The 25,794-nt window shown below is 54.4% G+C and carries 25 protein-coding genes; 17 read left to right on the forward strand and 8 right to left on the reverse strand.

Going from position 1 to position 25,794, the window contains the following annotated elements; genetic code table 11:
* Positions 1 to 274 precede the first annotated feature (274 nt).
* Complete coding sequence (locus tag AC1MDE_RS17620; RefSeq protein WP_479401866.1) at positions 275 to 952, reverse strand: hypothetical protein; 678 nt, start codon at positions 950 to 952, stop codon at positions 275 to 277.
* Between the two features lie 270 nt (positions 953 to 1,222).
* Between AC1MDE_RS17620 and AC1MDE_RS17625 the strand changes: the two genes are divergently transcribed.
* From AC1MDE_RS17625 to AC1MDE_RS17645, 5 genes are all read left to right on the forward strand, one after another.
* Positions 1,223 to 1,789, forward strand: coding sequence for a sugar dehydrogenase complex small subunit (locus AC1MDE_RS17625; protein WP_058961670.1), 567 nt, complete (start codon positions 1,223 to 1,225; stop codon positions 1,787 to 1,789).
* A gap of 29 nt (positions 1,790 to 1,818) precedes the next feature.
* Positions 1,819 to 3,474 (forward strand): GMC family oxidoreductase, encoded by a 1,656-nt coding sequence (locus AC1MDE_RS17630; protein WP_480344902.1) that lies wholly within the window; start codon positions 1,819 to 1,821, stop codon positions 3,472 to 3,474.
* Complete coding sequence (locus AC1MDE_RS17635) at positions 3,471 to 4,868, forward strand: c-type cytochrome (RefSeq protein WP_480344903.1); 1,398 nt, start codon at positions 3,471 to 3,473, stop codon at positions 4,866 to 4,868. The genes AC1MDE_RS17630 and AC1MDE_RS17635 overlap by 4 nt, the downstream gene beginning before the upstream one ends.
* 326 nt (positions 4,869 to 5,194) lie before the next feature.
* Positions 5,195 to 6,505 (forward strand): MFS transporter, encoded by a 1,311-nt coding sequence (locus tag AC1MDE_RS17640; protein ID WP_058961673.1) that lies wholly within the window; start codon positions 5,195 to 5,197, stop codon positions 6,503 to 6,505.
* A gap of 326 nt (positions 6,506 to 6,831) precedes the next feature.
* A complete protein-coding gene (locus AC1MDE_RS17645) occupies positions 6,832 to 7,392 on the forward strand; it encodes a hypothetical protein (RefSeq protein WP_160867063.1) in 561 nt (186 codons plus the stop codon).
* Between the two features lie 235 nt (positions 7,393 to 7,627).
* Here AC1MDE_RS17645 and AC1MDE_RS17650 read toward each other — a convergent pair whose 3' ends face one another.
* The gene (locus AC1MDE_RS17650; RefSeq protein WP_058961675.1) at positions 7,628 to 8,302 is read right to left on the reverse strand and encodes a GntR family transcriptional regulator; all 675 of its coding nucleotides are present in this window, start codon (positions 8,300 to 8,302) and stop codon (positions 7,628 to 7,630) included.
* A 114-nt stretch (positions 8,303 to 8,416) separates the two neighbouring features.
* Here AC1MDE_RS17650 and AC1MDE_RS17655 point away from each other — a divergent pair, with 114 nt between their 5' ends.
* From AC1MDE_RS17655 to mdcH, 12 genes are all read left to right on the forward strand, one after another.
* On the forward strand, positions 8,417 to 9,097 hold the full coding sequence (locus tag AC1MDE_RS17655; RefSeq protein WP_479401869.1) for a DUF2848 domain-containing protein: 681 nt from the start codon (positions 8,417 to 8,419) through the stop codon (positions 9,095 to 9,097).
* 11 nt (positions 9,098 to 9,108) lie between these two features.
* Positions 9,109 to 10,452 (forward strand): amidase, encoded by a 1,344-nt coding sequence (locus tag AC1MDE_RS17660; RefSeq protein WP_480344904.1) that lies wholly within the window; start codon positions 9,109 to 9,111, stop codon positions 10,450 to 10,452.
* On the forward strand, positions 10,452 to 11,087 hold the full coding sequence (locus tag AC1MDE_RS17665; protein WP_268152550.1) for a DUF4286 family protein: 636 nt from the start codon (positions 10,452 to 10,454) through the stop codon (positions 11,085 to 11,087). Before AC1MDE_RS17660 ends, AC1MDE_RS17665 begins: the two co-directional genes overlap by 1 nt.
* On the forward strand, positions 11,080 to 12,393 hold the full coding sequence (locus AC1MDE_RS17670) for an MFS transporter (RefSeq protein WP_480344905.1): 1,314 nt from the start codon (positions 11,080 to 11,082) through the stop codon (positions 12,391 to 12,393). Before AC1MDE_RS17665 ends, AC1MDE_RS17670 begins: the two co-directional genes overlap by 8 nt.
* Before the next feature lie 271 nt (positions 12,394 to 12,664).
* Positions 12,665 to 14,320, forward strand: a complete 1,656-nt coding sequence (gene mdcA, locus AC1MDE_RS17675; protein ID WP_480344906.1) for a malonate decarboxylase subunit alpha — start codon at positions 12,665 to 12,667, stop codon at positions 14,318 to 14,320.
* Entirely contained in the window at positions 14,320 to 15,171 is an 852-nt protein-coding gene (locus tag AC1MDE_RS17680; RefSeq protein WP_479400300.1) for a triphosphoribosyl-dephospho-CoA synthase, read from the forward strand. The genes mdcA and AC1MDE_RS17680 overlap by 1 nt, the downstream gene beginning before the upstream one ends.
* A 13-nt stretch (positions 15,172 to 15,184) precedes the next feature.
* Positions 15,185 to 15,484, forward strand: a complete 300-nt coding sequence (gene mdcC, locus AC1MDE_RS17685; RefSeq protein WP_479400299.1) for a malonate decarboxylase acyl carrier protein — start codon at positions 15,185 to 15,187, stop codon at positions 15,482 to 15,484.
* On the forward strand, positions 15,477 to 16,313 hold the full coding sequence (locus AC1MDE_RS17690) for a biotin-independent malonate decarboxylase subunit beta (protein WP_480344907.1): 837 nt from the start codon (positions 15,477 to 15,479) through the stop codon (positions 16,311 to 16,313). The genes mdcC and AC1MDE_RS17690 overlap by 8 nt, the downstream gene beginning before the upstream one ends.
* Positions 16,310 to 17,110, forward strand: a complete 801-nt coding sequence (gene mdcE, locus AC1MDE_RS17695) for a biotin-independent malonate decarboxylase subunit gamma (RefSeq protein WP_480344908.1) — start codon at positions 16,310 to 16,312, stop codon at positions 17,108 to 17,110. Before AC1MDE_RS17690 ends, mdcE begins: the two co-directional genes overlap by 4 nt.
* Before the next feature lie 140 nt (positions 17,111 to 17,250).
* Positions 17,251 to 18,210 carry an AEC family transporter gene (locus tag AC1MDE_RS17700; RefSeq protein WP_058961684.1) on the forward strand — a complete coding sequence of 320 codons (960 nt, stop codon included), beginning with the start codon at positions 17,251 to 17,253 and terminating at the stop codon, positions 18,208 to 18,210.
* A gap of 2 nt (positions 18,211 to 18,212) precedes the next feature.
* On the forward strand, positions 18,213 to 18,821 hold the full coding sequence (locus AC1MDE_RS17705; protein WP_058961685.1) for a malonate decarboxylase holo-ACP synthase: 609 nt from the start codon (positions 18,213 to 18,215) through the stop codon (positions 18,819 to 18,821).
* Positions 18,818 to 19,717, forward strand: a complete 900-nt coding sequence (gene mdcH / locus AC1MDE_RS17710; protein ID WP_479400296.1) for a malonate decarboxylase subunit epsilon — start codon at positions 18,818 to 18,820, stop codon at positions 19,715 to 19,717. Before AC1MDE_RS17705 ends, mdcH begins: the two co-directional genes overlap by 4 nt.
* Here the strand turns inward: mdcH and AC1MDE_RS17715 are convergent.
* The 6 genes from AC1MDE_RS17715 to AC1MDE_RS17740 form a co-directional block, all read right to left on the reverse strand.
* Entirely contained in the window at positions 19,699 to 20,646 is a 948-nt protein-coding gene (locus AC1MDE_RS17715) for a LysR family transcriptional regulator (RefSeq protein ID WP_058960334.1), read from the reverse strand. The genes mdcH and AC1MDE_RS17715 overlap by 19 nt on opposite strands.
* 97 nt (positions 20,647 to 20,743) lie before the next feature.
* Positions 20,744 to 22,117 (reverse strand): Fic family protein, encoded by a 1,374-nt coding sequence (locus AC1MDE_RS17720; protein WP_479400295.1) that lies wholly within the window; start codon positions 22,115 to 22,117, stop codon positions 20,744 to 20,746.
* Between the two features lie 256 nt (positions 22,118 to 22,373).
* Positions 22,374 to 23,219 (reverse strand): metal ABC transporter permease, encoded by an 846-nt coding sequence (locus tag AC1MDE_RS17725; RefSeq protein ID WP_058960333.1) that lies wholly within the window; start codon positions 23,217 to 23,219, stop codon positions 22,374 to 22,376.
* The gene (sitC, locus tag AC1MDE_RS17730) at positions 23,212 to 24,075 is read right to left on the reverse strand and encodes an iron/manganese ABC transporter permease subunit SitC (protein WP_480344909.1); all 864 of its coding nucleotides are present in this window, start codon (positions 24,073 to 24,075) and stop codon (positions 23,212 to 23,214) included. The genes AC1MDE_RS17725 and sitC overlap by 8 nt, the downstream gene beginning before the upstream one ends.
* Complete coding sequence (locus tag AC1MDE_RS17735; protein ID WP_480344910.1) at positions 24,059 to 24,844, reverse strand: manganese/iron ABC transporter ATP-binding protein; 786 nt, start codon at positions 24,842 to 24,844, stop codon at positions 24,059 to 24,061. The genes sitC and AC1MDE_RS17735 overlap by 17 nt, the downstream gene beginning before the upstream one ends.
* On the reverse strand, positions 24,841 to 25,710 hold the full coding sequence (locus AC1MDE_RS17740; RefSeq protein WP_480344911.1) for a metal ABC transporter substrate-binding protein: 870 nt from the start codon (positions 25,708 to 25,710) through the stop codon (positions 24,841 to 24,843). Before AC1MDE_RS17740 ends, AC1MDE_RS17735 begins: the two co-directional genes overlap by 4 nt.
* Positions 25,711 to 25,794: the final 84 nt, after the last annotated feature.

Here is a 25,794-nt window from a genome sequence, read left to right on the forward strand (position 1 = left end):
AATAAAATAATAAGACTAATAAGACTAATAAGACTAATAAGACTAATAAGACTAATAAGACTAATAAGACTAATAAGACTAATAAGCGATATGTGGCTATTTTAATTACAGGGTTATTTAATTGAACGAAATCCGGCGCTGTTATTGACCGGTATCTATCAGCCTCGTATTTCTTATATCCAGGTCAATAACTGTATTATCGAACTAAATGTCATTTACCAACGTCAATGAATTATTAATGCAGAGGGGCTGAGCCTTCATTTGCTCTGGTAGTTTATCCATGTCCAACCCCTTCGATTTCGTCCCTTGCGGCTTCAATCACCCGCTCTGAGTGTTTTGCCAACATATCCTGTGGGCGTTGACCACCAAGAAAGCTGTTCACTGACAAGAACCAGAACGCGATTCCCCAACCATCTATATGATCTGCGAATATCTTCAACACCTCAGAGAGCGCTTTCAATGGTCGGAATTGCGTATTGCGATCCAGACCGTAATCCGGGAAGTAATCAATGCCATTGTGGTGAATCGCAAATATCTGGCCGCTTTTTTTCCATTTATTTGGTTGAGCGCTGGGATTGGTGGTACTCAAACCGGCTAACTGCGAGACATCAGCGGCTGTTAACCAGTTTCCGCTTTCCAACACGGCTTTACGTGCTTGCAAGAGCATTGCCGCTTCTTTCATCAGGTGTGGTGAGGCGGGGGCCTTGGGCAGCATCGATCCAACCAATATCTCGAGTGACTGCTTCTCCTGCCGTTCCTTAAAAATTTCAAACATGGTTGAAGCTACAGTAGAAATATTTTCTGTCAGCGTACTGAGCACGCGCAGGTTGCTGATGTTATCGAAGGACACCACTAATACCTGATTAGATTGAGATTTTCCTAACCGTGCTTTGACTTCTTTAGGGGTGCCAATCAATGTGGAAACCCCTGCATGTTGTTCGATGAGACTCATGGAGGAACTCCTGATTTGGTTATGTTGATTATTGAATATTATCATAACCTAAATAGCGCTCAACTGTCTGTGTGATTAATTTTTACCCACATTAAATCCCTCCTCGCAACTATCCCAAACCCAACAATTTATGACCTAAATTATCATTTAGAGCTAAATCCACACCCTTTAATGGGATTTCGTTCGAATCCTGATAACAGTTTTGCAACGAAATCGTTAGGATAGCGCCGTTTGGCTTTCTCCTCTTTTGTCTCAGCATCAGGTAACCCCATGAAACGACATTTTGCACCCGAAACCGTTTCTGTAGTTAAAAATGGAACCGGTTCCACCCGCAGGGAATTCCTGCTTGCCACACTCGGATTAACCGTGACCGGCGCGGTCGCAGCCCTTCCGGGGCGGGCGTTTGCGGCTAGCGTGATTCATGCCAGCGACGCGGTGAAACAGTTCGTTCGCATCTCGCAGGCGATCACCGAACACAAGCAACTGGATGTGGCTCTTGCCGCGCGCTTTTATGAAGTTTTGGCGCAGCGTGACACGCAATTTGTGCCGCGTGTTGCGCAGCTCGATGCGCTGATAACTTCAGAAATCACCGCCCAGGATTTCCTGGCTAAAGCCAGCAGCGCAGGACTGCACGATTTCCTCTATCAAATCGTCACGGCCTGGTACACCGGCACGGTAGGGGATGACTATCACGGCACGCTGGTGGCTTACAAACAGGCGCTGATGTACCAGACGGTCAGCGACGGTTTGGTGGTGCCGACTTACTGCGGCAATGGACCCATCTGGTGGACCGCACCGGTGCCGGATGAGCACGACGGTCATATCGAACAGTTGTAATTTCCTCAAAACTAAAACGACGAAAAATCATGAAAAAACCAACTTTTACTGCGCAAGGTGATGCCTCCGCGGACATTGTGATTGTGGGCTCAGGTGTGGTCGGTGGATTGATGGCGAACGAACTCGTCAGTCAGGGCTGCTCGGTGCTGGTACTGGAAGCAGGTTTACGCATTGACCGCGCGCAAGCGGTAGAAAACTGGCGCAACATGCCGTTTGCGAATCGCGCTGGGTCAGATTTCCAGGGACTGTATCCGCAGTCCAAATTCGCGCCCGCGCCGCTTTACTTCCCGCCGAACAACTATGTCAATGTAACCGGCCCTAACGCGTCCAGTTTTCAGCAGGGCTATTTGCGCACTGTAGGCGGCACCACCTGGCACTGGGCGGCATCGTGCTGGCGTCATCACCCGAGCGATTTTGTGATGCAGTCAAAATACGGTGTGGGGCGTGACTGGCCAATTAGCTATGACGAACTGGAGCCGTGGTATTGCCGCGCGGAAAATGAAATTGGTGTGGCGGGGCCAAACGATCCGCATATGCAGTCGCCGGTTGAACGCAGCCAGCCGTACCCGATGGATATGGTGCCGTTTGCCCACGGTGATAACTATTTCGCCAGCGTGGTGAATCCGCACGGTTACAACCTGGTGCCGATTCCACAAGGGCGCAGTACGCGTCCGTGGGAAGGGCGTCCAACCTGCTGCGGCAACAATAATTGCCAACCGATCTGCCCGATCGGCGCGATGTACAACGGCATCCACCACATTGAACGCGCCGAGCGGAATGGCGCAGTGGTGCTGGCCGAAGCGGTAGTTTACAAAATCGATACTGATGGCAATAACCGCATTACCGCCGTGCACTGGAAAGATGCGTCTGGCGCCTCGCACAAAGCTTCGGGTAAAGCGTTTGCCTTGGCCTGTAACGGTATCGAAACGCCGCGCCTGCTGCTGCTGGCCGCTAACGGTGGTAACCCGAACGGTATTGCCAACGGTTCTGATATGGTCGGCCGCAATATGATGGATCACTCCGGCTTCCACTGTTCGTTCCTCACCGAAGAACCGGTGTGGCTGGGACGTGGACCGGCGCAGAGCAGTTGCATGGTCGGCTATCGTGATGGCGAGTTCCGTCGTGATTACTCGGCCAACAAAATGATTTTGAACAACATCTCACGCGTAGTGGCCGCCACCCAGCAGGCGCTGAAAAAGGGACTGGTCGGCAAAGCGCTGGATGAGGAGATTCGCTATCGCTCAGTGCACAGCGTCGATATCTCGATCAGTCTTGAACCGCTACCGGATCCGGAAAACCGCTTAACCCTAAGTAAAACCCGTAAAGATCCGCACGGTCTGGCGTGCCCCGATATCTATTACGACGTCGGCGATTACGTGCGCAAGGGCGCGGAAGTGTCGCACGAACAGCTGGAGAAAATCGGCAAGTTGTTCAACGGCAAAGAGTTCGCCATCAGCAAAGGTCTTAATGCCAACAACCACATCATGGGCGGCGTGATCATGGGCAAAAGCGGCAAAGATGCAGTCGTGGATGGCAACTGCCGTGCGTTTGATCATGAGAACCTGTGGTTGCCGGGCGGCGGTGCGATCCCTTCAGCCAGCGTGGTTAACAGTACGCTGACCATGGCGGCACTGGGCCTGAAAGCGGCACATGACATCAGCCTGCGTATGAAGGAGTTCGCATGAAAACGCTGTTTGCAGGTAGCTTATTCGCGCTGATGGCGTTTGGCGCACAAGCGGAAACACTGGACGTGAATTTGCTGCGTCAGGGTGAACAGGTTGCCACCGCGTCTGATTGCCAGGCGTGCCATACTGCGCCGGGCAGCAAAACCGCTTACAGTGGTGGATACGGTATTGCATCACCGATGGGCACCATTTACGCCACCAATATCACGCCGGACAGCAGCGGCATCGGCAACTATAGCGAAGCGCAGTTCTCTGAGGCAGTACGTCATGGTGTACGTGCGGACGGGGCGCAGCTTTATCCCGCGATGCCATATACCTCTTACAGCATGATGACCGATGAAGATCTGCACGCGCTTTACTACTACATGATGCATGGCGTCAAAGCGCAGGCGCAGCACAACCCGCAGACCGATTTGCCATTCCCATTCAACCTGCGTTTTAGCATGCGTTTCTGGAACATGATGTTCGCCAACGACAAGATGTGGCAGAACGACGGCAGCAAAAGCGCGGAGTGGAATCGCGGTAACTATCTGGTCAACGGCCTGGCACACTGCAATACTTGCCACACACCGCGCGGATTTATGATGCAGGAGCAGCAGGATCGTCCACTGGCTGGCGGACCGTTGGGCAGCTGGTATGCGCCAAATATAACGTCGGATGAGGTGAGCGGTATTGGCGGCTGGAGCGATGACGAGCTGGTGCAGTATCTGAAAACCGGACGCGCACCGGGCAAAAACCAGGCGGCGGGCGGTATGGCGGAAGCGGTTGAGCACAGCCTGCAGTATCTGCCGGACAGCGATCTGCACGCTATCGCCACCTATCTGAAAGGCACTGCGCCGATTCGTGATGAAGGTGACACCGTACCCGCATTCAGTTACGGCGCGCCTTATGATGTGGAAAACAGCATACGTGGGCGCAATCCTAATAACGCCAACCACTCACTGGATAACGGTGCCGTGTTATTCAGCGGCAACTGCGCCAGCTGTCATCAGCCGGATGGCGCAGGCAGTGCCAATCAGGCTTATCCATCATTGTTCCACAACACGGCAACCGGGTTGCGTAATCCGAACAACCTGATCTCTGCCATTTTGTTTGGTGTGCAACGTGACACCGCCGATCATCAGGTGCTGATGCCGGGCTTCAGTTCGCCGACCTATGTCGACAAACTGAATGACCAGCAGGTCGCCGATATCAGTAACTTCGTGTTAGCGCATTACGGCAATGCCGAGGTTACCGTGACGGCGGGTGATGTGGCGTGGGTGAGAAAGGGCGGTCATCCACCGCTGCTGGCGCGTCTGCAACCGATGATGTTGCCGGGTATGATTGGTGGGATCATGGTGTTGCTGGTGGTGATTGTCGCGTGGCGCTTGATGCGTCGCAGGCGTGTAGATTGATTCCAGGTGCGCAAGAATGCGCACACTACAAACTGCATTAACCTCCGCAAGGTCGCCTCTTATGGCGACCTTGTTGCGTGTCATGTTACGGCATCAGGTTACACCAGCTATTTCAGCCACCAATCCTAATCAATCATCCCGCCAAAAATCGTATGGCTGCGCTTGATGGCTCTAAAACCGGAGAATTTTGCCCGTGCGATCACGCCGTAAGTAACACAGTTTCTTAACATTCATCCCAGTGATTAGGATCGCAATAATTATTACCAAACTCTCTTTAATAAGAAGCCATAGAGCTTACGCATGGTTGCGCAAAGAGAGAGGGCGTTATGCACGAGAAAATCCCCGGAACACGTTGGTATCGCGTTATTGCCCCGATTTTAATTACCTGCATCATCTCGTTTATGGACCGTGTGAACATCAGTTTCGCGCTGCCGGGCGGCATGGATCAGGACCTGGCGATCACCAGCCAGATGGCCGGTATGGTCAGCGGCATCTTCTTTATTGGTTACCTGTTCTTACAGGTACCAGGCGGACGGATCGCGGTGAATGGTAGCGGTAAACGCTTTATCGCCTGGTCACTTATCGCGTGGATGATAGTCTCTATCGCCACTGGCTTCGTCACCAACCACTACCAACTGCTGGCGCTGCGCTTTGTGCTGGGTATCTCCGAAGGCGGTATGCTGCCAGTGGTACTCACCATGGTCAGCAACTGGTTCCCGGAAAAGGAACTCGGGCGCGCCAACGCCTTCGTGATGATGTTCGCGCCGCTGGGTGGCATGTTTACTGCGCCGATTTCTGGCTACATCATCAACGTACTCGACTGGCGCTGGCTGTTTATTATTGAAGGCTTGCTCTCTGCAGCGGTGTTGCTGGTGTGGTGGCTGGTGATCGCCGATCGTCCGGAAGAGGCGCGCTGGCTCCCTGCCCGCGAGAAAGCGTATCTGTTACGGGAACTGGCCCGCGAGCGCGCCGCGCATCGCAGTGCTGCGCCAGTGAACAAAGCGCCATTAAAAGCGGTTTTCCGTAATTCTGGCTTGATGAAACTGGTGGCACTGAACTTCTTCTATCAGACCGGCGATTACGGCTACACGCTGTGGCTGCCGAGCATTCTGAAAAATCTCACCGGCACAAATATGGCGGGGGTGGGGTTGTTAGCGGCGATTCCGTTTGTTGCCACTATTCTGGGGATATATGCGATTTCGTGGCTCAGCGACCGTACAGGAAAACGCCGTTTGTGGGTGATGGTTTCCCTGTTCTGCTTCGCCGCTGCGCTGCTGGCATCGGTGGTGCTGCACAGTAATATCGTCGCGTCTTATATCGCGCTGGTGGTGTGCGGTTTCTTCCTGAAAGCGGCGACCAGCCCATTTTGGTCAATTCCCGGACGTATTGCCTCGCCAGAGGTGGCGGGAGGTGCGCGTGGCGTAATCAACGGGCTGGGTAATCTGGGCGGATTCTGCGGGCCGTATCTGGTCGGCATAATGACGATGCTATATGGGCAGAGTGTGGCGGTGTGCTGGCTGGCGGGATCGCTGGTGGTGGCCGGCATTATTACGGCACTGCTGCCGCGTAATTGCGATATCAATCCGTCAGCTCCACGTAAAATCGGGGCGGATGAGCGGCTGATGAGCGTGAAGTAAATGGGTGCGCTGCCGTTAGCAGCGCAACGCTTGCCACGCAGACACCATTTTAGAGTGGCACGTAAAGTTCATTAGTAACGGCGTGCCAAATTCTTCATATTCAAATTTATCGAAGATTTTTTCCTTTCCAAACCCCAATTATTTGAATAAATCACCCTTACGCGGCATGTCTTATTGCTGGTGCGTAAGCATTCCGCTAAGAACACGCAAGCAAAATGAAATAACCCTGCGCGGCAAGATATGAAAGGTGTATGATTTTTTTGAGACTTAAGTCCAATGTAAATCAGAAAAAACCTAATTCATTGCAACATTGCGTGAGTATTCGTATGCCACTTACTAACGCCAGGGTACTTAATCTGGGAACGACTTCGCTCGTGCTGTATTCAGATTGCCAATATACCGTAGCCGGCATTTCAGCCATGATGCGTGAGAGATTTCCACAGCAACCAACCGGCAGTACAATCATTATCGTCAATGCCTGCTCGATGTCTCTGGAGGCAAGAATGAATGATGTTTTCGTATTAAGAAAAAGATACGGCGAACGCGCATTTATTTTTGTGCTGACGCAGGATAACGACAATTACGAGATCTATTCTCGTATTCATTTTGTTTCGCTGAGATCTTCAGCCAATGCACTACTGTGTTACATCATGAGTGCGGTGATACTGCATGAAAGTAGAGCCGTCAGGTTATCGCTACAAAGTATGCAAATCATCTACATGAAATCATTGGGTGTTGAGATTGCGGATATTGCATCGCTGATGAACAGAAGTTATTCAACGATAAAAAACAACTTTTCATACTGCAAAAGGCGTTTGCATATCAGGAGTTCATTTTCTGAGCGAGCACTGATCTATATTGCGAAAGGTATTGTCTGTAAACAATAATAAGGCGGGTCATGTCACAGCTGGTTTTGGTTTTTGTATTATGTTTAGTGCTGGCATTTTCAATTTATGCCATCGTTCATGGTAAAAAGAAAAAGCGCTTTTACAGCAGGAAAATTTCAAGTCGCCGCTAAATTCGGCAGCAAAATTGAATCGCCCAGTCACCACGAGTCGGTTGCTGGGTGCCTTGTTAGCAAAGGCGCTTAACACCTCGCCATGTGGAAAATTTCCGGAGAAGTCAGGTCGAGAGCAGGGCTCGCTTAAACGAGAAAATATGAGCCCGTGCGGCATCGGCCGCTCGTTGCGTGTCACCGGATTCCAGCGCGTCAATAATCTCATTATGCTCCGCAATGACTTCATCCATATGGACAACATTGGACAACGTTGTCGCCCAAAAGCGCTGTGCCTGCGCATGAATCACACTCAGAATATCTGACAGCCGACTGTTTCCGGCGATATCGGCCAGCACCTGATGAAATTCGCGATCCAGCAACATCATTTCTTCGCGACTACGTGATTCGCTCGCTCTGGCGATTTGCTGGTTCAGTTCGCGCAGCTGTTGAATGTGTGAATCAATGACTTTCTGACTGGCTAGTTCAACACACAGGGTTTCATTGACCAATCTCACCTCAATTAACTCCAGTGCATCATCTATCGACAAAGGTGCCACCATCACGCCTTTGCGCGGGATGATCTGCAACAGCCCCTCGGTGGCCAGCCGATGAATCGCTTGATTGATCGGCGTCCGACCCATTGCCAAATCATCCATCACCTGAGCGGTATTTAAATACTCCCCTGGTTTGTAGCGAAGCGTGATGAGCTTGTGCCTGAACGCCAGATAAGCCTGTTCATTTAAAGAGAGGCTCTTTTCCCGGCTGGCTGGGTTCACATTTTCAGTAACTGACTCACTCATCACGACGTTCCTTTTTTTGCCAATGAGACATATTACACAAAAATCTGGCATGAAAATCGCTAGTTTGAAAACACAGTGAAATTTCACAGTGATTTTTCAAATGGAGATCATCACATGCACCTTCAGTTCACAACCGGCGATAAAGCCGCTAGCACGCTCGATGTCGAGGTTTCCCATTTCATTATTGCGGGTTGGGCCGGACGCGATAGTGATGCGGTGTTGCACCATATCAGGGAGCTTGAGGCACTGGGTGTGCCCGCTCCCGGTGCAGTACCGTTGTTTTACCGCGTTGCGACCAATCAACTGAGCCAACAGCCACTGCTGGAAGTGGTCGGCGATGAAACCTCCGGGGAAGCTGAGCCCTTTGTGTTTTTCCATCGGGGCGAATGGTGGGTCTCCCTCACTTCAGATCACACCGATCGTTATCTGGAAACCTTCAGCGTTGCCCTCTCCAAACAGGCCTGTATTAAACCGGTTGCCAGCAAAGCCTGGCGCATGAGCGAGGTGGTTGAGCACTGGGATACGCTGGAGCTGACCTCGTGGATAAAAGAGCAGGGCGAATGGGTGGTTTATCAGCAAGGTACGCTGTCCTCATTACTGACACCACAAGATCTGCTGTCCCGCTATCTGAACAACAGCCCGGCTAAAGAAGGATTGGCGATGTCCTGCGGCACGCTGGGTGCGATTGGCGGTATTCGTCCCTCCAGTGAATTCCGCATGGCGCTGCACGATCCCCAATTGAACCGCACGCTGGAACACGCTTACTGCACTGGCGCGCTGCCAGTGGTCGCTTAAGGAGCATGCTAATGACCACACTCTGGCAAGCAAGTCAGCAGCTTCAGGCCGGCAACGCGTCTCCTGAGGTTTTCACTGAATCGGCATTGCGCGCAGCGCAGGATCCGTTAAAAGAGGGGGATCTTGTTTTCACCACCCGCTATGCCACCCAGGCCGCTCAACAGTCAACAGCAGCGAGTGCACGCTGGCAAACCCAGCAAGCCCTCAGTGCTATTGATGGGCTGCCTGTCAGCATCAAAGATCTGTTTGATGTGCAAAGCGAGCCAACCACGGCGGGTTCACATTTGCTCCTGAATGCAGAACCGGCGGCAGCGAATGCCCATGTAGTCAATCGCTTACATCACGCAGGGGCGGCGATTGTCGGTAAAACCAACATGACCGAATTTGCCTTTTCCGGGTTGGGCATCAATCCGCATTACGGCACGCCGGCCAATCCGTGGCGTCGCGAAGACAAACGCATTCCGGGGGGGTCTTCTTCTGGTGCGGCTGTCGCCGTGGCAGACGGCATGTGCCTGGGCGCTATCGGCACTGACACGGGTGGCTCGGTGCGCATTCCTGCTGCGCTATGCGGCTTGACCGGCTTTAAACCCACCGCGAATCGCATCAATCAGGTGGGTACGTTACCGCTCTCTACTTCACTCGACAGTATCGGCGTAATTGCCCATGACGTACGCAGCTGCTGGCTGCTGGACAGCGTTATCGCAGAACAGCCGCTGGAACTCCAGCAGCTTGAGTTGTGCAATGCGCGTTTCGCCATCCCGCAGACCCGCGTGTTGGATGGGCTCGACGAAGACGTTGCGCTGGCCTGGAAGCACGCTATCGCGGTGCTGGAACAGGCGGGGGCCACTCTCATTGCACTGCCGCTTGAAGAGCTGGATGAGTTGAACATTATGAATGCGCGTGGCGGCATTACTGCTTACGAGGCATGGCAGTGGCATCAACAATCCGCACTGGCGCAACCCGAAGCTTACGATCCTCAAGTGTTAGTGCGTGTGCAGCGCGGCAGTTTGCTGACGGAGCAAGATGCCAGTGAACTTCATCAACAGCGCAAAGCGTGGCAGCACCGCATCAATAGCGCGCTGGCAGACTTTGACGCCTTACTCATGCCCACCGTTCCGCGTATCGCACCGACCCTCGCTTCTCTGGAGGATGCGCAGCAGTACATGGAGGTCAACGCGCTGATGCTGCGTAACACCAGCGTAATCAACATGCTGGACGGCTGTGCGCTCTCTTTACCCTGCCATCAAACCGGTTGTGCACCGGTTGGCCTAAGCCTTGCTTCTGTTCATGGTGATGACGCCCGCTTAATCAGCTGGTCGCTCGCCGTGGAAACTGCCCTCAACTGGAGATCCTGATGATGACTCAACCCCACGGCATGCTGTTTGTTGCTACCAACATTGGCGATGAAGACGAAGCAGACTTTAACCAATGGTATGACCATGAACATGTAGAAGAGCGCGTCGCGATCGCTGGCTTCCTGACCGGAACGCGCTATCAGGCAATCAATGCCGAGCGCAAATATCTTGGCCTGTATGAAACCGAGGCGCTGGAAGCCTTTACCAGTGCGGATTATCACGCGGCCTTCACGCGCCAGACCGAATGGTCAGTGAAGAACCTGCAAAGGATGGTTAATCCCATGCGTCGCGTCAGCGCGGTCACTCACAAGCATGGCAAAGGGACCGGCAGCCATCTGGCGGTGGTGACGCTGAAAGCGCTGGATGCCAGCGTGTTGACCGCGTGGCAGCAGCAAATTAGCCACACGCCGGGCTATATCGCATCCAGTCTACTGACCCCGGATGTGGTGCTCAGTTCTCCGTTGCCGATGGAGAGTAAAGGACAGCGGCAGATGCTACCGATGCTGCTGATTCACTGCAGTGACGCATCAAGCTGTGACCAACTGGCCGCACACGCGGCGGAATTGATGACCGGCGATGTTCAACGCTATGCCTTTAGCTGGCAGTTAACCAAACAGGAGTTGGCACATGGCTAATACAGACTCTTCATTGCAGCAGACGGTGCGTGATAAGCGGACGGCGTCGAAAACCGGGCGCCTGGCCGCGGCCAGTTCCATCGGCACAGCGCTGGAATGGTACGACTTCACCGTTTACAACATCATGGCAGCCTTGGTGTTTAATCATGTGTTCTTCCCCAGTTTTGATCCGCTGGTTGGCACCATTCTGGCGTTTTCGACCTATGCGGTAGGTTACATTTCACGTCCGCTGGGCGGTTTTGTGTTTGGTCATCTGGGGGATGTCGCAGGGCGCAAAGCCGTGTTGATCATCACGCTGGTGATCATGGGCGTCACCACCGCCTTAATGGGCTTGCTGCCAGGCTATGCGGTGTGGGGCATCTGGAGTCCGGTGCTGTTGGTCGCGCTGCGTTTTGTGCAGGGTATTGCACTGGGCGGTGAATGGGCGGGTGCCGTTTTACTGTCGATGGAGCACGGTGATGCTGATAAACGTGGGCGTAATGCATCTTTTGCACAGGTGGGGCCTTCCTGCGGAACCTTGATTGGCACCGGGTTTATCACCCTGGTGACGGTGATGATGAGCGGCGATCAGTTTCAGGCATGGGGCTGGCGCATTCCATTCCTGCTGAGTCTGTTGCTGGTGCTATTTGGATTGTGGCTGCGCCGTGGGGTGGAAGAGACACCGACCTTTGTCGCGATGCAGGCTGCGGAAAAAACGACGCATACGCCACTGAAAGAAGTGTTTGTCAACTATCCGAAACAGCTGCTGGTTGCGGGGGGATCGCGTATCGGTTCCGATGTGCTCTACGCGCTGGTGGTGGTGTTTACCCTGACCTATGTCACCACCGTGCTGCAATTGCCACGCCCTTTGGCTTTGATGGCTACGATGTTAGGCGCAATAGGGAATGCGATCACCGTCCCGATGTTTGGCGCGCTATCTGATAAATGGGGACGCCGACCGGTTTACATCACGGGTGCTGTATTAGCTATCGTCTGGTCTTTCGTGTTCTTCGTGTTGTTAGACAGCACGCAGCCGGTGCTGATTGTGCTGGCGGTGATAGGGGGGCTGCTGATCCATGCAATCATGTATGGACCACAAGCCGCATTCGTTACGGAACAGTTTCCCAGCCACGTTCGCTATGCCGGGTCATCACTGGCTTACACGCTGGCAGGTATTGTCGGTGGAGGGTTTGCGCCGTTGATTATTACTACGCTGTATAAAGAAATGGGCAGCACGCTGTGGGTGTCGCTGTATGTCACGCTGGCATTGTTGATCACGCTGTTTGCCGTGTGGAAGGCAAAAGAGACGGCACATAAGCCGTTGTAACTAAGTGGATTACGGCAGTCATTGAGTGTGGGTGGCCTTAGGGCCGCCCACAGCTACCTGACATTATTCACATCTCAACCCCTTACTCCTCCCAAATCAGCGGGACACAATTCTCCCCATCAATCGTTGACCAACCGCAAATTTCCATCATCTCAATCATTACTCTCAGGCTAACGATCCCACTTTCAGGTTGATTGATGGCATCACCGCTTAAGACCACACTTTCCTGCGTTGACGTAATCAAGCGATTCGCTCATTCAGGAGGTTAGTCATGTCATCAGGACAACAAACGGCGCGGGTGTGGAATACGCGCCGTACCGAGAAACAACGGCGACAGGCGTCGTTGCCGGTGCAGGGCAAAGTATTACCCACCGATCAAATGGTTGAGATGCTGGAAAAATTAATCTCGCCTGGCGACCACGTCGTACTGGAAGGCAATAACCAAAAACAGGCCGATTTCCTCTCGCGTATGCTGGCCGAGGTCAATCCGCAAAAAGTGCACAACCTGCATATGATCATGCCGAGTGTGGGCCGCAGTGAACACCTCGACATCTTTGAAAAAGGCATCGCCCGCAAGCTCGATTTCTCCTTTTCCGGCACGCAAAGTCTGCGTATTTCGCAGCTACTGGAAGACGATCAGCTGGAAATCGGCGCGATTCATACCTACATCGAACTTTACTCTCGCCTCTACGTAGACCTCGCACCGAATGTCGCGCTGATCGCCGGATACAAAGCTGACCGTAAAGGCAATCTCTACACCGGGCCAAGTACCGAAGACACGCCAGCACTGGTCGAAGCGGCTGCTTTCCACGACGGGATTGTGATCGCCCAGGTTAACGAACTGGTGGACGACGAGTGTGATCTGCCGCGCGTGGATATTCCCGGTTCGTGGATCGATTATGTGGTGGTGGCTGACAAACCCTTCTTTATTGAACCGCTGTTTACCCGCGATCCGCGGCTAATCAAACAGGAACACATCCTGATGGCGATGATGGCGATAAAAGGCATCTACGCCGAACATCAGGTGCAATCGCTCAATCACGGCATTGGTTTCAATACCGCCGCCATCGAATTGCTGCTGCCGACCTACGGTGAACAGCTCGGTTTGAAAGGCAAAATTTGTAAACACTGGACGCTGAACCCGCACCCCACCTTAATTCCCGCCATCGAAAGCGGCTGGGTCGAGAGTGTGCACTGCTTCGGTGGTGAACTGGGGATGGAAGAGTACATCCGCGCGCGCCCGGATATCTTTTTCACCGGGGCCGATGGTTCGATGCGCTCTAACCGCGCCATGTGCCAGCTGGCAGGTCAGTATGCCGTCGATATGTTTATTGGCTCAACGCTGCAAATCGATGGCCTGGCAAATTCCTCAACGGTTACGCGCGGTCGCCTTTCTGGCTTCGGTGGTGCGCCAAATATGGGCCACGATCCGCACGGTCGTCGCCATGCCACTGCCGCCTGGCTGGAAATGAAAAATGGCGAAGATGCCATGGAACGCGGCCGCAAGCTGGTGGTGCAGATGGTGGAAACCTTCCAGGCCGGCGTGAAGCCGACTTTCGTAGAGAAACTCGATGCCATTGAAGTGGCGAAAAACGCCGGGATGCCGCTGGCACCCGTGATGATCTACGGCGATGACGTGACGCACGTATTGACGGAAGAGGGCATTGCCTATCTGTATCGCGCGCAGGATCTCGAAGAGCGTCGTGCGATGGTGGCGGCGGTGGCCGGTATTACCGATATCGGTCTGGGGGTCGATGCCAAACGCGTCGCTAAACTGCGTCGCAGCGGCAAAGTGGTGTTCCCGGAAGATCTTGGGATTCGCCGATCTGATGCCACGCGTTCGCTGCTGGCGGCCGGTAGCGTGGCCGACCTCGTCGAATGGTCTGATGGCCTTTACAACCCACCGGCAAAATTCCGGAGCTGGTAATGAAACGACTTGCGTCGCAATCGGTTGAAAGCCACCTGCATCAACTGGCACAGCACGCCACCGATTGCCTGATCGAAGAAGTGAACCTGACGCCCAAGCCGGGGCTGGTGGATCGTCGCGGCAGCGGCGCACATCAGGATCTCTCGCTGGCGCTGATGGAGCGTTCTGCCCGCAGCCTGACCCCGACCTTTTATGCGCTGGCGCAACAGTGCTGGCAGCGTCCAGCGGATATCGCACTGCGCGAAACCGTGGGCCGCCTTGGTCGCGAAGGGGAGCGTCAGATGATGGCTGCCACCGACGGGGTGAATACCCATCGTGGCGCCATCTGGGCATTGGGTTTGCTGGTCAGCGCGGCGGCGATGCGCGGCGGTGAGGCAAGCAGCGATCAACTCTGCACTCGTGCCGCTGAACTGGCTTGTTTACCGGATCGCCACGCACCCAAAACCTTCAGTAAAGGGTTACGTGCCGTGCATCGCTTTCAGGTGCCGGGCGCACGTGAAGAAGCGCAACAGGGCTTTCCGCATATCACGCAGCTGGCATTGCCGCAGTTGCAGCGCAGTCGAGAAGCCGGGGCCAATGAAACCGAGGCGCGGCTCGATGCGCTGATGGCGATTCTGACCTCGCTCAGTGACACCTGCGTGCTCAACCGCTCAGGTATGAACGGTTTGCTGACCCTACAACGAGGTGCGCACGCGGTGTTACAGGCGGGTGGCACTGCGCACATAGCGGGTCGTCAGGCTTTACAACAACTGGATAGCGCGATGCTGGCGCTGAATGCATCGCCAGGCGGCGCGGCTGATTTACTCGCCGCCACGCTGTTTATCGATCGCGTCAGCATCGCCACTCATTGATTAAGAGGTTGCTATGGAAAAGATAACGTTGTCTTACCCGGCACGTCGCACGCTCAGCGGACAAGCGCTGGCTGGCGTGGTGGGCTCAGGAGATATGGAAGTCATTTATCGCGCGGATAACAGCGCCTTGCTTAGCGTGACGATCACCACCTCGGTGGATAACAGCAAAGCGCGTTGGGATGCGCTGTTCAGCCGCCTGTCGGAACTGACTGAACTACCAGCGGGCCAACTGGTGATCCACGATTTCGGTGCTACGCCGGGTGTCGCGCGTATCCGTATCGAACAGGTGTTTGAGGAGGTAAACCATGCGTGATGACAGCAGCTTTATCGAATTACGCGCCCGTCAGCGTGCGCTGGCATTGCTGGACAGCGGCAGTGCGCGCGAACTGCTCGATCCGTTCGAAGGTGTGATGTCTCCCTGGTTGGAGAAACAGGGCATTGTGCCGCAGGCCGATGACGGCATGGTGGTGATGAAAGGCACGCTTAACAGCAATCCCACCGTGGTAATTGCCATTGAAGGCACCTTCCAGGGCGGCAGCATGGGGGAAGTCTCCGGCGCAAAAATGGCCGGTGCGCTGGAGTTGGCGGCTGAAGACAACCGCAACGGCATTCCAACCCAGGCCATTTTGTGTCTGGAAACCGGCGGCGTGCGCTTGCAGGAAGCCAATTTGGGGCTGGCGGCGATTGCGGATATTCACGCCGCCATCGTCGATCTGCGTCAATACACACCGGTGATTGGCATTGTTGCCGGGACCGTTGGCTGCTTTGGCGGGATGTCGATCGCCGCCGCGCTGTGCAGTCACTTGATTGTGACGCGTGAAGCACGTCTGGGACTCAATGGCCCGCAGGTGATTGAGCAGGAAGCGGGGATTGATGAGTATGACTCGCGCGATCGTCCGTTTATCTGGAGCATGACCGGCGGCGAGATTCGTTATCAAAGTGAGCTGGTCGATGCGTTAGTGCAGGACGGCGTGCAGGCAGTGAAAACGGCGGTGGATGCAGCGTTGGCGCAAGGGGTTCCGGCACAGCATCGCAGCGAAAACTATGCATTTTATCTTGAGCGTTTAAGCCATTTCGATACCGCTCAACAGGCCAGCACAGCCACCATTCATCAGGTCTTTACCCCGGAGGTGAAATCATGAGCGCACACAATAGTCGGGGTGAGCTGTGGCTCAGCCAGTTAACCGGCGGCGCTGCCCGCCACACTGGGCTTTGCCCATCCGTGCAGGTCGCGGATGCCGAACTCAATGGCGAAACCGCTCGTTTCATTGCTGTCGTTCCGGATGCGCACAATCGCTATCCACGCGCTGCGCAAGGCGAAGTCGGTTTGCTGGAAGGCTGGACGCTGGCAAAAGTGGTGCAAGAGACCATTGCGGAAGACGCCGCAAACGCAGTGAAGCGACCCATCATTGCGGTGATTGATGTGCCAAGTCAGGCTTATGGCCGCCGTGAAGAGGGCTTTGGTATTCATCAGGCCCTGGCGGGCGCTGCGGGTGCTTATGCACAAGCGCATCTGGCCGGGCATCCGGTGATTGGGCTGATCGTGGGTAAGGCCATGTCCGGCGCGTTTCTGGCGCACGGTTATCAGGCCAATCGACTGATCGCGTTTAACGACCCGGCCGTGCAGGTGCACGCCATGGGTAAAGCCTCGGCGGCGCGTATCACCCTGCGCACCGTGGAAGCGCTGGAGAAACTTGCTGCCAGCGTACCGCCGATGGCCTATGACATCGGTAATTACGCCACGCTCGGCCTGTTGTCATCTTTGCTGGACATCACCCATCCGGATGCGCCGACGGCCGAAGAGGTCACGCGTGTTAAAGCCACGCTGGCGGAAGCGATTGACGATACGCGCCGTGTGCCGGGTCGAGGTTCGCGCCTGGCGGCACCGAATCGTCAAAGCTCGGCACTGGTGCGCGAACGTCTGCGCGCCAGTTGGTAATTCCCTAATAATAAAAAGCATTAAATCAACCTGCCGGCTGTCAGTATGCCGGACGCACGCGGCGTCCGGCCTCTGCGGCAACTGATAAATTCAACACCATCGCGTCAGTACTCACTCTTTTAATAACAAACAGGTGATTTATGACTTACGTGATTCTGCATGCTCTGGCTCCGATCTTCATTATCATGTTGCTCGGATTCTGGGCCGGCAAAGCCAAAATGGTTGATAACAAGAACGTCTCTTTACTGAATATTTTTGTGATGGATTTTGCACTGCCCGCCGCGTTGTTTAGCGCCACGGTACAAACGCCGTGGAGCGGGATTGTGGCGCAGATGCCGCTGATTGTGGTGCTGACGCTGGCGATGTGGGTGGCCTATGCGGTGCTCTATTTTGTTGCCACTAAAATCTTCAAAAAGTCGCCACAGGATGCGGCTGTATTGACGCTGACTGTGGCGTTGCCTAATTACGCAGCGCTAGGTTTACCCATCCTTGGCAGCGTGGTAGGAGAAGGTTCGGCGACATCGCTCTCTGTTGCCGTCTCCATTGCCTGCGGTTCGGTGCTGATGACGCCTTTCTGCCTTCTGATTCTGGAGCGTGAAAAAGCGCGCACCGCCGGGGAAACACAGCGTTCAACACTGGCGATGCTGCCGGTGTTGATGTGGCGTTCGGTGAAAAAACCGATTGTACTGGGACCGCTATTAGGCGTGGTGCTGTCAGCCATTGGCATCAAAATGCCGGATTTGGTGCTGGCCGCGATTAAACCGCTCGGTCTGGCTGCCACCGCCGCCGCACTGTTCCTGACCGGGGTGATCCTCTCGGCACGTCAGCTGAAAATCAACAGCATGGTGATCAGCTCGACAGTGACCAAACTGCTGATCCAACCGTTACTGGCGTGGGGCATTGTGATGTTGTTTGGTTTGCACGGCACCGTCGCGATCACCGCGATTCTGATGATTGCGCTGTCAGCCGGTTTCTTTGGTGTGGTATTTGGTAATCGCTTTGGTGTGCAGTCACCGGATGCCGAAGCGGTACTGTTACTGAGTTCGCTGCTGTCGATTGTGTCACTGCCGCTGTTTATTAGCCTAACTTCAGGAATGTAATGATGAATATCCGCCCACACGATCTGCTCTGGCTGCACGCTGATACCACGCTGCTCGACATTAAGGAAAGCTGGGTGGCGCAACAGTGGAACGCTCAGCAGCCGGTCGTGGTGCGGCGTGATGTGATGCAGCAGGATCGCATTCCGATTGGCGTGCGTGGCAGTGCTCGCCATCAACGGGCGGCGGGATGGGTGCGGGAGCAGGATGTGCTGCGGATTGATACACCGGAGGGGCTACTGGCGCATGCAAGCGATTCTGTGTTTCGCGCATTACCCACGGTTGAGGCAGTGATGCAACTTCATCAGCAGCGCTGGTCATGGTCGTGGGGCGTGACCGGCAGCACGGGATTTGCCTTAACGACCGGATTGCCGGTGCTGCATGCCTCGAGCGATCTCGACCTGTTAATTCGCGCACCGCAGCCGTTGCAGGCGGAGGAGGTGACGGCCTGGCAGCAACAAGTGTCACGTTTGCCCTGTCGGGCTGATACCCAGGTGGAAACGCCGGTGGGTGCCTTCGCGCTTAATGAGTGGCTGCGCGAGGGGCGCGTGTTGCTGAAAACCGCACGCGGTCCACGCCTGACACATCTTCCCTGGACGGAGGAAATCGAATGAAAACGCTGTTCACTTTTCCGGGGCAGGGCACGCAACGGCCTGGCATGTTGCAGTCGCTGCCACGCGATAAGACCTGGCAGGTAGCGCATCAGGTGCTGGGTGATGAACTGATGCAGCTCGATTCGGCTGTCGCACTGCAACATACGCGCGCAGTGCAGCTGGCGCTACTGATTGCGGGCGTGTCAGCAGCGCGCCAGCTGATCGCCAGCGGCGTGCAGCCCGATATGGTGTGTGGTCTGTCGATTGGTGCGTATCCTGCGGCGGTGATAGCCGGTGCTTTGGATTTTACCGATGCTCTGCACCTTGTGGCGTTACGCGGTGAACTGATGGAGCAGGCGTATCCGCAGGGCTATGGTTTGACGGCTATCAGTGGGATGACGCTGGCGCAAGTTGAAGCGCTGGTAGATGGACAAAACAGTTTCATTGCCAACATTAATGCCGAAACACAGATTGTGATTGCGGGAAGCGATAGTGCCATGGCCGCAGTGGCGCAGCGGGCGCTGGCGCAAGGGGCACAACGAGCGCAGCGGCTGGCGATCAGCGTGCCTTCACACTGTGCGTTACTGGATAGTCCCGCGCAGCAACTCAAAGCCGCTATTGATAAAGTCAGGTTGCAACGCTCGCAATTCGCTTTTCTCAGCGGCAGCAGCGCCCGCGTTCTCTGGCAGCCGGAACGTATTGCCGACGATCTGGCGATGAACATGGCGCGCAGCGTGCGCTGGCATGAAGCGATGGTGGCGGCGAAAGAACGCGACGTGCGTCTGGTGATTGAGATGCCGCCCGGCGAAGTGCTGACGGGCTTAACGCGTAGTGTGCAGTGCCAGGGCGAGTGTATCGCCCTTGAGCGCAGCGGCGCTGAAGTGGCGCTGCGTCTGTTTCAGCGGCTGGCACGCTGAACCTTTTCCTGCAAACTCAGGGCGAACATACGCCCTTCAGCCACCAGTGCCAGCAGATTTGGATCATGTTCGCGGTTGCGCGGAAACACGATAGCGATCTGCTGTCGCATTTGATACGGCTCGGCTAAGCGGAGAAAACGCAGATCGTTTTCATACTGCTTACGCATCCTGCCCGGCACCAGCGAATAGCCCATGCCGGCCTGCACCAGACTGAGCATCGAGAAGATGTCATTCACGCGTGTGACGATGTTGGGCTCAAAACCGGCTACGTGGCAGGCTTCCTGAAATCCGGCAAAGGTAGCAAAGCCTTCTGCCAGCGAGACAAAGGGTTTATCGCTGTAGCGACGCAGGTCGATATCTTCCTCGCTTTTATCGCCGTGGCCCGCTGGTACGGCGAGGAAGATGTCATCCTGAAACAGCGCCACCTGCTCAAAAATCTTTTCATCGATCTCGGCTTCGCTGACAGAAATGATAATCGCATCCAACTGATTATCTTTCAGCGCGCGCAGCAGCAAATCATTGGAGCCCATGGTGAGGTTGAGTTCTAACTCGGGGCGGCGCAGTTTCATTTTCATGATCAGACGCGGCACGGTTTCCAGCGACAGAGAATATAAGGTGCCCACACGCAGATGCCCCAGACCGATACCTGCAGTGCGTCGTGTTTCATCAATGCCCTGACTCAGCGTGGCCAGCGCTTCCCGGCTGTATTCCAGCAGCGTCGTAGCGGCGGGCAGTGCCACCAGGTTGCGGCCTTTATGTTCAAACAGCGGACAGTGCAAACTCTCTTCCAGCGTGTGTAGCGCACGATGCACGCTCACGGTGCTGATCCCCAGCGTTTCTGCCGCTCTTGCGAGGTTTTCCGTTTCCATGTAGCAGCTGAAAATCAGCAGCTTGCGAATGGTGAGATCATTGTCGAGGGTAAGTTTCATGCCGGTTTCATATCGTCATCAGAGAGGGCACTATAACGTTAAGCCGCGATGCGGGTTAGCCAAAAACGGGTATGTAAGATGTATGTCGGCCTCACTACTAACATGGCCGCCCCTGACGGATCCACTGCTCCGTTAGCGATATTGATAGACGATACCGGGCACAATTTAACGTACTTAATATGCGTAGCTCGTTCTGTAAAAGCTGCATAAATCGCGCTCTGTCTTCAGGAACAATATCAATCACCTGCATCGCAGACTCAATATTCTGACCCTCTGCAATGATTAAGCGAATAGTGGTGTTTAAATCTTCTCTGTGACGAAGTCTAAACGGATCCGGAACGCCCATGGCTTCCAGTGTGACGGCATAGCGTTTGATTGAACGACGATATAAATGTTCGAACAACTCAACGGCTAAAGTCACGTCACGTTTTTCATAAATCCCCATCATCGCGTAGGCATAGCTTGTGACATCAGCATCAAGAAAGGAGAGTGGAGCACTGTTGTAAATCATAAGCGGAATATTCGCGGCCAGCCTGCTGGTTCTTTTGTTTCCATCTTCGAAGGGTTGCAGATAAGCGATATTGACCCATAGGAAAAAGGCTGACTCCACAGGATTATTAATCAGCCGTGCTTTTTTGATAATAATGTCGAACATTTCCTGTAATAAGAAAGGTGCCTGTAGTGGAGTGTAGGTGGTTCCCGAAATATTCACGATTTTGCGTCTGAACGCTCCCAACTCGTCAGGATTTGACAGTAAATCATGCATCAATAAGGCATGCAGGTTACTGATTACCGGTCCAGTTAATCCAGATTCAGGGACTGCATCGACCAAAAACTCAATTGCCTGTTTATGGTTAAGCAGCATGACGGCATCCAAATCATTCGAAGCCGCGCCACTTTTGAACAGTTCTTCTGTGGCCAGCAATGAATATCGGTTTCCTTCAAGTTGAGAGGATGACCAGGACAAATCAATGAGCAATTGCTCCAGAACTTTTCGCGCGTAGGTACCAGCGGGCTGTTGCCCTGCCATTTTGCCTTCATTCATTAAGGCCAGGGCTAGCGTTTGAGGCAGTAGGAACGTTTCGTTTGGAATATAATTGTCCACGAAGCTTCGGTCATACCCGGAAATATCCCTGACTGACAGAGGTAAGTTTAGATATTGATGCAATGATTGAGCTGTAGTGAGGGAAGAAGAATGATATTCAGGGGTCTTCTCTGTCACCGATGAACCGGATTGGGGCAGCTTGTTAATGGGCGCCTGCGCGGTATACCGAGTCCCTCGTCCTACGCCATGCCGGGTAATTTTGCTTTGACCAAGCAAAACCTCGATATGCCGTTTGATCGTTGAACGACCCACACCAAGACGGCCCGCGAGGTCACCGGAACTAAGCGAAGACTCGGCACTTGCGATAGTTGAGAGAATTTGGTGTTGAAGGTTTGAAAGATCATCTGGGGAGGTTGGCTGGATCAAAATCGTATGCCTCTGGGATTAGCTTAAAATCCATAAATCAGAAATCTACCTGGCCCGTGCTTTGCACTCGCTGAAAGCTTAAGACCAGGTAGATTTGTGGCCCATATTGAACGTTAATGGCCCACGGCATCATAATTTATGGCCCACCCCGAACATTTACGGCCCATTATAAATATTTTAGAGCCCATTTCACTCATTATCGGCCCAATAAATTAAATTTATGGCCCAATCCTAAGATTTGCGGCCTGAAATCATTTTATTTGATAGCCGCAGAGCCGTGACGATTCGCATTTTCACGCCAGCTCACACTCACAAACGTCACCACAAATAACAGGCTATACAGCACTACGATGGTGGGGCCCGGCGCGCTATCGAGGAAGAACGACGCGTACACTCCGCAAAATCCTGTCAGGATGGCAATCAGCGCCGCCAGCAGCATGACCTGTAAGAATCGTCGCGCCAGTAGTAGAGCGATCGCTCCTGGCGCGATCAGCATGGCGATCGACAAAATCACTCCCACCGATTTCAGCGCGGCAACGATGGTGAGCGCAATTAAACACAGCAGCCCATAATGCATCACATTATCGTTGATGCCACAGGCGCGCGCCTGTTGTGGGTCAAAGGCATGCAGCAACAGATCGCGCCATTTCACGCTTAGCACCAGCACCACCAGTAGCGCAATGGCGGCAGTTTGCGCGATATCCGCCCAGCCAATGCCCAGCATATCGCCGAACAGAATGTGATCTAGATGGACTTCCGGTTTGAGCTTGAGATAGAGCACCAGCCCGGCGCCGAACATGCCGGAGAACACAATACCCATTACCGTGTCAGGTTTGATGCGACTGTTCTGGCTGATAAAGCCAGTGGCGAGTGCGCACAGCATGCCCGCGATAAAGGCGCCAATCGCAAAAGGAAAGCCGATCCACCACGCCAGCACCACGCCGGGAAACACCGCGTGACTCATGGCATCGCCGAGCAGTGACCAGCCTTTTAACACTAAAAATGCGGACAGCATGGCGCACGGCAGCGACAAAATCAGCGTGATGATCAGCGCCATATTCATAAATTCGAATTCGAAAGGACTCAGCAGTATTTCAATCATTGAGGTTGACCTCCTGCGCCAGACGAGCGCGTCGCCGTGCCGCCAGCACGCCGTGTTTAGGCGCAAACACAAACGCCAGCAGGAACACCAGAGTCTGTGCCACCACGATCACGCCGCCAGTGGCACCATCAAGGAAATAGCTGCTCCACGCGCCAAGGAAGCTAGTGATGCTGCCGATAGCCACGGCAATCAACAACAAACGCGGGAAGCGGTCAGTCAGCAGATAAGCGGTGGCGCCCGGTGTGACCACCAGACAAATCACCATAAAGGCGCCAACGGTTTGCAATGCGGCGACGGTGGAGGCGGCGAGCAGGGTAAAGAATAGGATTTTCAAGCCGGTGGTATTCAGCCCAAGTGAGCGCGCGTGGCTTTCATCAAAGAACGTCACCATCAAATCTTTCCACTTCAGCAGCAGCAACGTCAGCGTCACCACGCCGATGGTGCCGAGCTGCCAGATATCGGCGGGCGCCACCGCGAGGATGTTGCCCAGCATTATGGTTTGAATATTGACCGACGTCGGATTGAGTGACACCAGAAAGAGCCCGATGCCGAAGAAGGAGGAGAAGATCAGTCCGATGATCGCATCCTCTTTCAGGCGTGTACGCTGGTTAAGGAACAGCATGCTGCCCGCCGCCAGTCCGCCGGAGAGAAAGGCACCAAGCGAGAAGGGCAGGCCCAGCATGTAAGCGCCAGCCACACCCGGCACAATCGAATGGGATAGCGCATCACCAATCAGCGACCAGCCTTTCAGCATCAGAAAGCAGGAAAGAAACGCGCAAATCGCCCCTACCAGTGCGGCGATCCACATCGCATTCAGCATGTATTGATAACCGAAGGGCTCAATAATCCACGACATGATCCGCCCCCGGTCGTGCGGCTATCTTCTGCAACAGTGCCGCATTGCGCTGCTGCACCTCACCATCAAAGGTGCGCGCCAGGTTGGCAGCGGTGAAAGTGTCATGCAATAAGCCGCTAGCCAGCACGGTGTTTTTGACCAGCACACAGCGGTCGCAGTAATCAGGGATGGTGTTAAGATCGTGCGTGGAGACCAGCATAGTGCGGCCTTCATCGCGCAGCTCCTGCAACAGGGTGATGATCGCCGCCTCGGTTTTGACATCGACGCCGGTGAAGGGCTCATCCAGCAGGATGAGTTGCCCACTCTGCGCCAGCGCACGTGCGAGGAAGACGCGTTTTTTCTGCCCGCCGGAGAGTTCACCAATCTGACGATGGCGGTAATCACTCATCCCGACGCGCGCCAGCGCTTTATCCACGCTGCGTTTGTCCTCCGCACGCGGGATGCGCAGCATATTCATATAGCCGTAGCGGCCCATCATCACCACATCTTCCACCAGCACCGGGAAGCTCCAGTCCACCTCTTCGGATTGCGGCACATAGGAGACGATATTGTGTTTTAGCGCACGCTTCGCGGGCATCTCTGCCAGCGTGACCTGACCCGTCGAAAGCGGCACGAAGCCCATAATGGCCTTAAACAGTGTGGATTTCCCGGAGCCGTTGACGCCCACCAGCGCGGCGATGCTGCCCGCTGGCACGGAGAAAGATGCCTGACGCAGCGCAGTGTGACCGTTGCGGTAGGTTACGCTAACATCCTGCACGTTTAGGGTCATTTTTGGCTCCCGGCGGTGATGCCTTTGGCTACGGTATCGGTGGTCACGCGCAGCAGATCAAGGTAGGTCGGAACCGGCCCGTCACTGTTGCTGAGAGAGTCAACATACAGCACGCCACCGTAGTGAATACCCGCTTCACGCGCGACCTGTTGAGCCGGTTTGGCGGAGATGGTGCTTTCGCTGAAGATAGTCGGGATGTGGTTGGCTCTCACCGCATCAATCACTTTGCGCACCTGTTGCGGTGTGCCTTGCTGATCGGCATTGATCGGCCAGAGATAAAGTTCTTTCAGACCCAAATCACGTGCCAGATAGGAAAAAGCGCCCTCACTGGTCACCAGCCAGCGCTGGTTTTCCGGCAGTTTTTCAATCTCCGCGCGCATCGGCGCCAGGGTTTGCTGGATTTGCGTTTTATAGCGATCCGCATTGGCCTGATAAACGGCGGCATTGGCAGGATCGTATTTTTGCAGTGCTTTACGGATGTTATCGACGTAAATCAGCGCATTGTCTGGTGACATCCAGGCATGTGGGTTGGGTTTGCCGTTGTAGGGTCCCTCGGTAATACCTAAGGGTTCAATGCCCTCGGTCACTGTGACTTGCGGCACGCCTTTCAGGCGCTGATAGAAGCGGCTAAACCACATTTCCAGATTAAAACCGTTTACCAGGATTAAATCGGCACCCTGCGCGCGACGAATATCGCCGGGGGTTGGTTGGTATTCATGGATCTCCGCACCGGGCTTGGTGATGGATGTCACTTCGGCGGCATCACCTGCGACGTTCTTTGCCATGTCTGCGATCACCGTGAAAGTGGTGACCACTTTAAGTTTGTCAGCGGCAAGCGCTGAAGCGCTCATCGCGAGTGTAAGCATCACAACTGATATAACGTGCCTGGTCAACATAGTCATCCCCTGAGAAGTATAGCATGTGCTATACATTATAGTGAATGCTATGAA

The sequence above is a fragment of the Pantoea folii genome (assembly GCF_056678875.1).

Excerpts from the sequence above, each read along its gene's own strand:
- AC1MDE_RS17735 (WP_480344910.1), bottom strand. The coding sequence starts at position 24,844 with ATGACCCTAAACGTGCAGGATGTTAGCGTAACCTACCGCAACGGTCAC.
- AC1MDE_RS17625 (WP_058961670.1), top strand. The coding sequence starts at position 1,223 with ATGAAACGACATTTTGCACCCGAAACCGTTTCTGTAGTTAAAAATGGA.
- AC1MDE_RS17645 (WP_160867063.1), top strand. The coding sequence starts at position 6,832 with ATGCCACTTACTAACGCCAGGGTACTTAATCTGGGAACGACTTCGCTC.
- mdcH (WP_479400296.1), top strand. The coding sequence starts at position 18,818 with ATGAAAACGCTGTTCACTTTTCCGGGGCAGGGCACGCAACGGCCTGGC.
- AC1MDE_RS17620 (WP_479401866.1), bottom strand. The coding sequence starts at position 952 with ATGAGTCTCATCGAACAACATGCAGGGGTTTCCACATTGATTGGCACC.
- AC1MDE_RS17660 (WP_480344904.1), top strand. The coding sequence starts at position 9,109 with ATGACCACACTCTGGCAAGCAAGTCAGCAGCTTCAGGCCGGCAACGCG.
- mdcA (WP_480344906.1), top strand. The coding sequence starts at position 12,665 with ATGTCATCAGGACAACAAACGGCGCGGGTGTGGAATACGCGCCGTACC.
- AC1MDE_RS17690 (WP_480344907.1), top strand. The coding sequence starts at position 15,477 with ATGCGTGATGACAGCAGCTTTATCGAATTACGCGCCCGTCAGCGTGCG.
- mdcE (WP_480344908.1), top strand. The coding sequence starts at position 16,310 with ATGAGCGCACACAATAGTCGGGGTGAGCTGTGGCTCAGCCAGTTAACC.
- AC1MDE_RS17680 (WP_479400300.1), top strand. The coding sequence starts at position 14,320 with ATGAAACGACTTGCGTCGCAATCGGTTGAAAGCCACCTGCATCAACTG.
- AC1MDE_RS17700 (WP_058961684.1), top strand. The coding sequence starts at position 17,251 with ATGACTTACGTGATTCTGCATGCTCTGGCTCCGATCTTCATTATCATG.
- AC1MDE_RS17670 (WP_480344905.1), top strand. The coding sequence starts at position 11,080 with ATGGCTAATACAGACTCTTCATTGCAGCAGACGGTGCGTGATAAGCGG.
- AC1MDE_RS17740 (WP_480344911.1), bottom strand. The coding sequence starts at position 25,710 with ATGCTTACACTCGCGATGAGCGCTTCAGCGCTTGCCGCTGACAAACTT.
- AC1MDE_RS17655 (WP_479401869.1), top strand. The coding sequence starts at position 8,417 with ATGCACCTTCAGTTCACAACCGGCGATAAAGCCGCTAGCACGCTCGAT.
- AC1MDE_RS17665 (WP_268152550.1), top strand. The coding sequence starts at position 10,452 with ATGATGACTCAACCCCACGGCATGCTGTTTGTTGCTACCAACATTGGC.
- AC1MDE_RS17630 (WP_480344902.1), top strand. The coding sequence starts at position 1,819 with ATGAAAAAACCAACTTTTACTGCGCAAGGTGATGCCTCCGCGGACATT.
- AC1MDE_RS17725 (WP_058960333.1), bottom strand. The coding sequence starts at position 23,219 with ATGATTGAAATACTGCTGAGTCCTTTCGAATTCGAATTTATGAATATG.
- mdcC (WP_479400299.1), top strand. The coding sequence starts at position 15,185 with ATGGAAAAGATAACGTTGTCTTACCCGGCACGTCGCACGCTCAGCGGA.
- AC1MDE_RS17715 (WP_058960334.1), bottom strand. The coding sequence starts at position 20,646 with ATGAAACTTACCCTCGACAATGATCTCACCATTCGCAAGCTGCTGATT.
- AC1MDE_RS17650 (WP_058961675.1), bottom strand. The coding sequence starts at position 8,302 with ATGAGTGAGTCAGTTACTGAAAATGTGAACCCAGCCAGCCGGGAAAAG.
- AC1MDE_RS17635 (WP_480344903.1), top strand. The coding sequence starts at position 3,471 with ATGAAAACGCTGTTTGCAGGTAGCTTATTCGCGCTGATGGCGTTTGGC.
- sitC (WP_480344909.1), bottom strand. The coding sequence starts at position 24,075 with ATGTCGTGGATTATTGAGCCCTTCGGTTATCAATACATGCTGAATGCG.
- AC1MDE_RS17705 (WP_058961685.1), top strand. The coding sequence starts at position 18,213 with ATGAATATCCGCCCACACGATCTGCTCTGGCTGCACGCTGATACCACG.
- AC1MDE_RS17640 (WP_058961673.1), top strand. The coding sequence starts at position 5,195 with ATGCACGAGAAAATCCCCGGAACACGTTGGTATCGCGTTATTGCCCCG.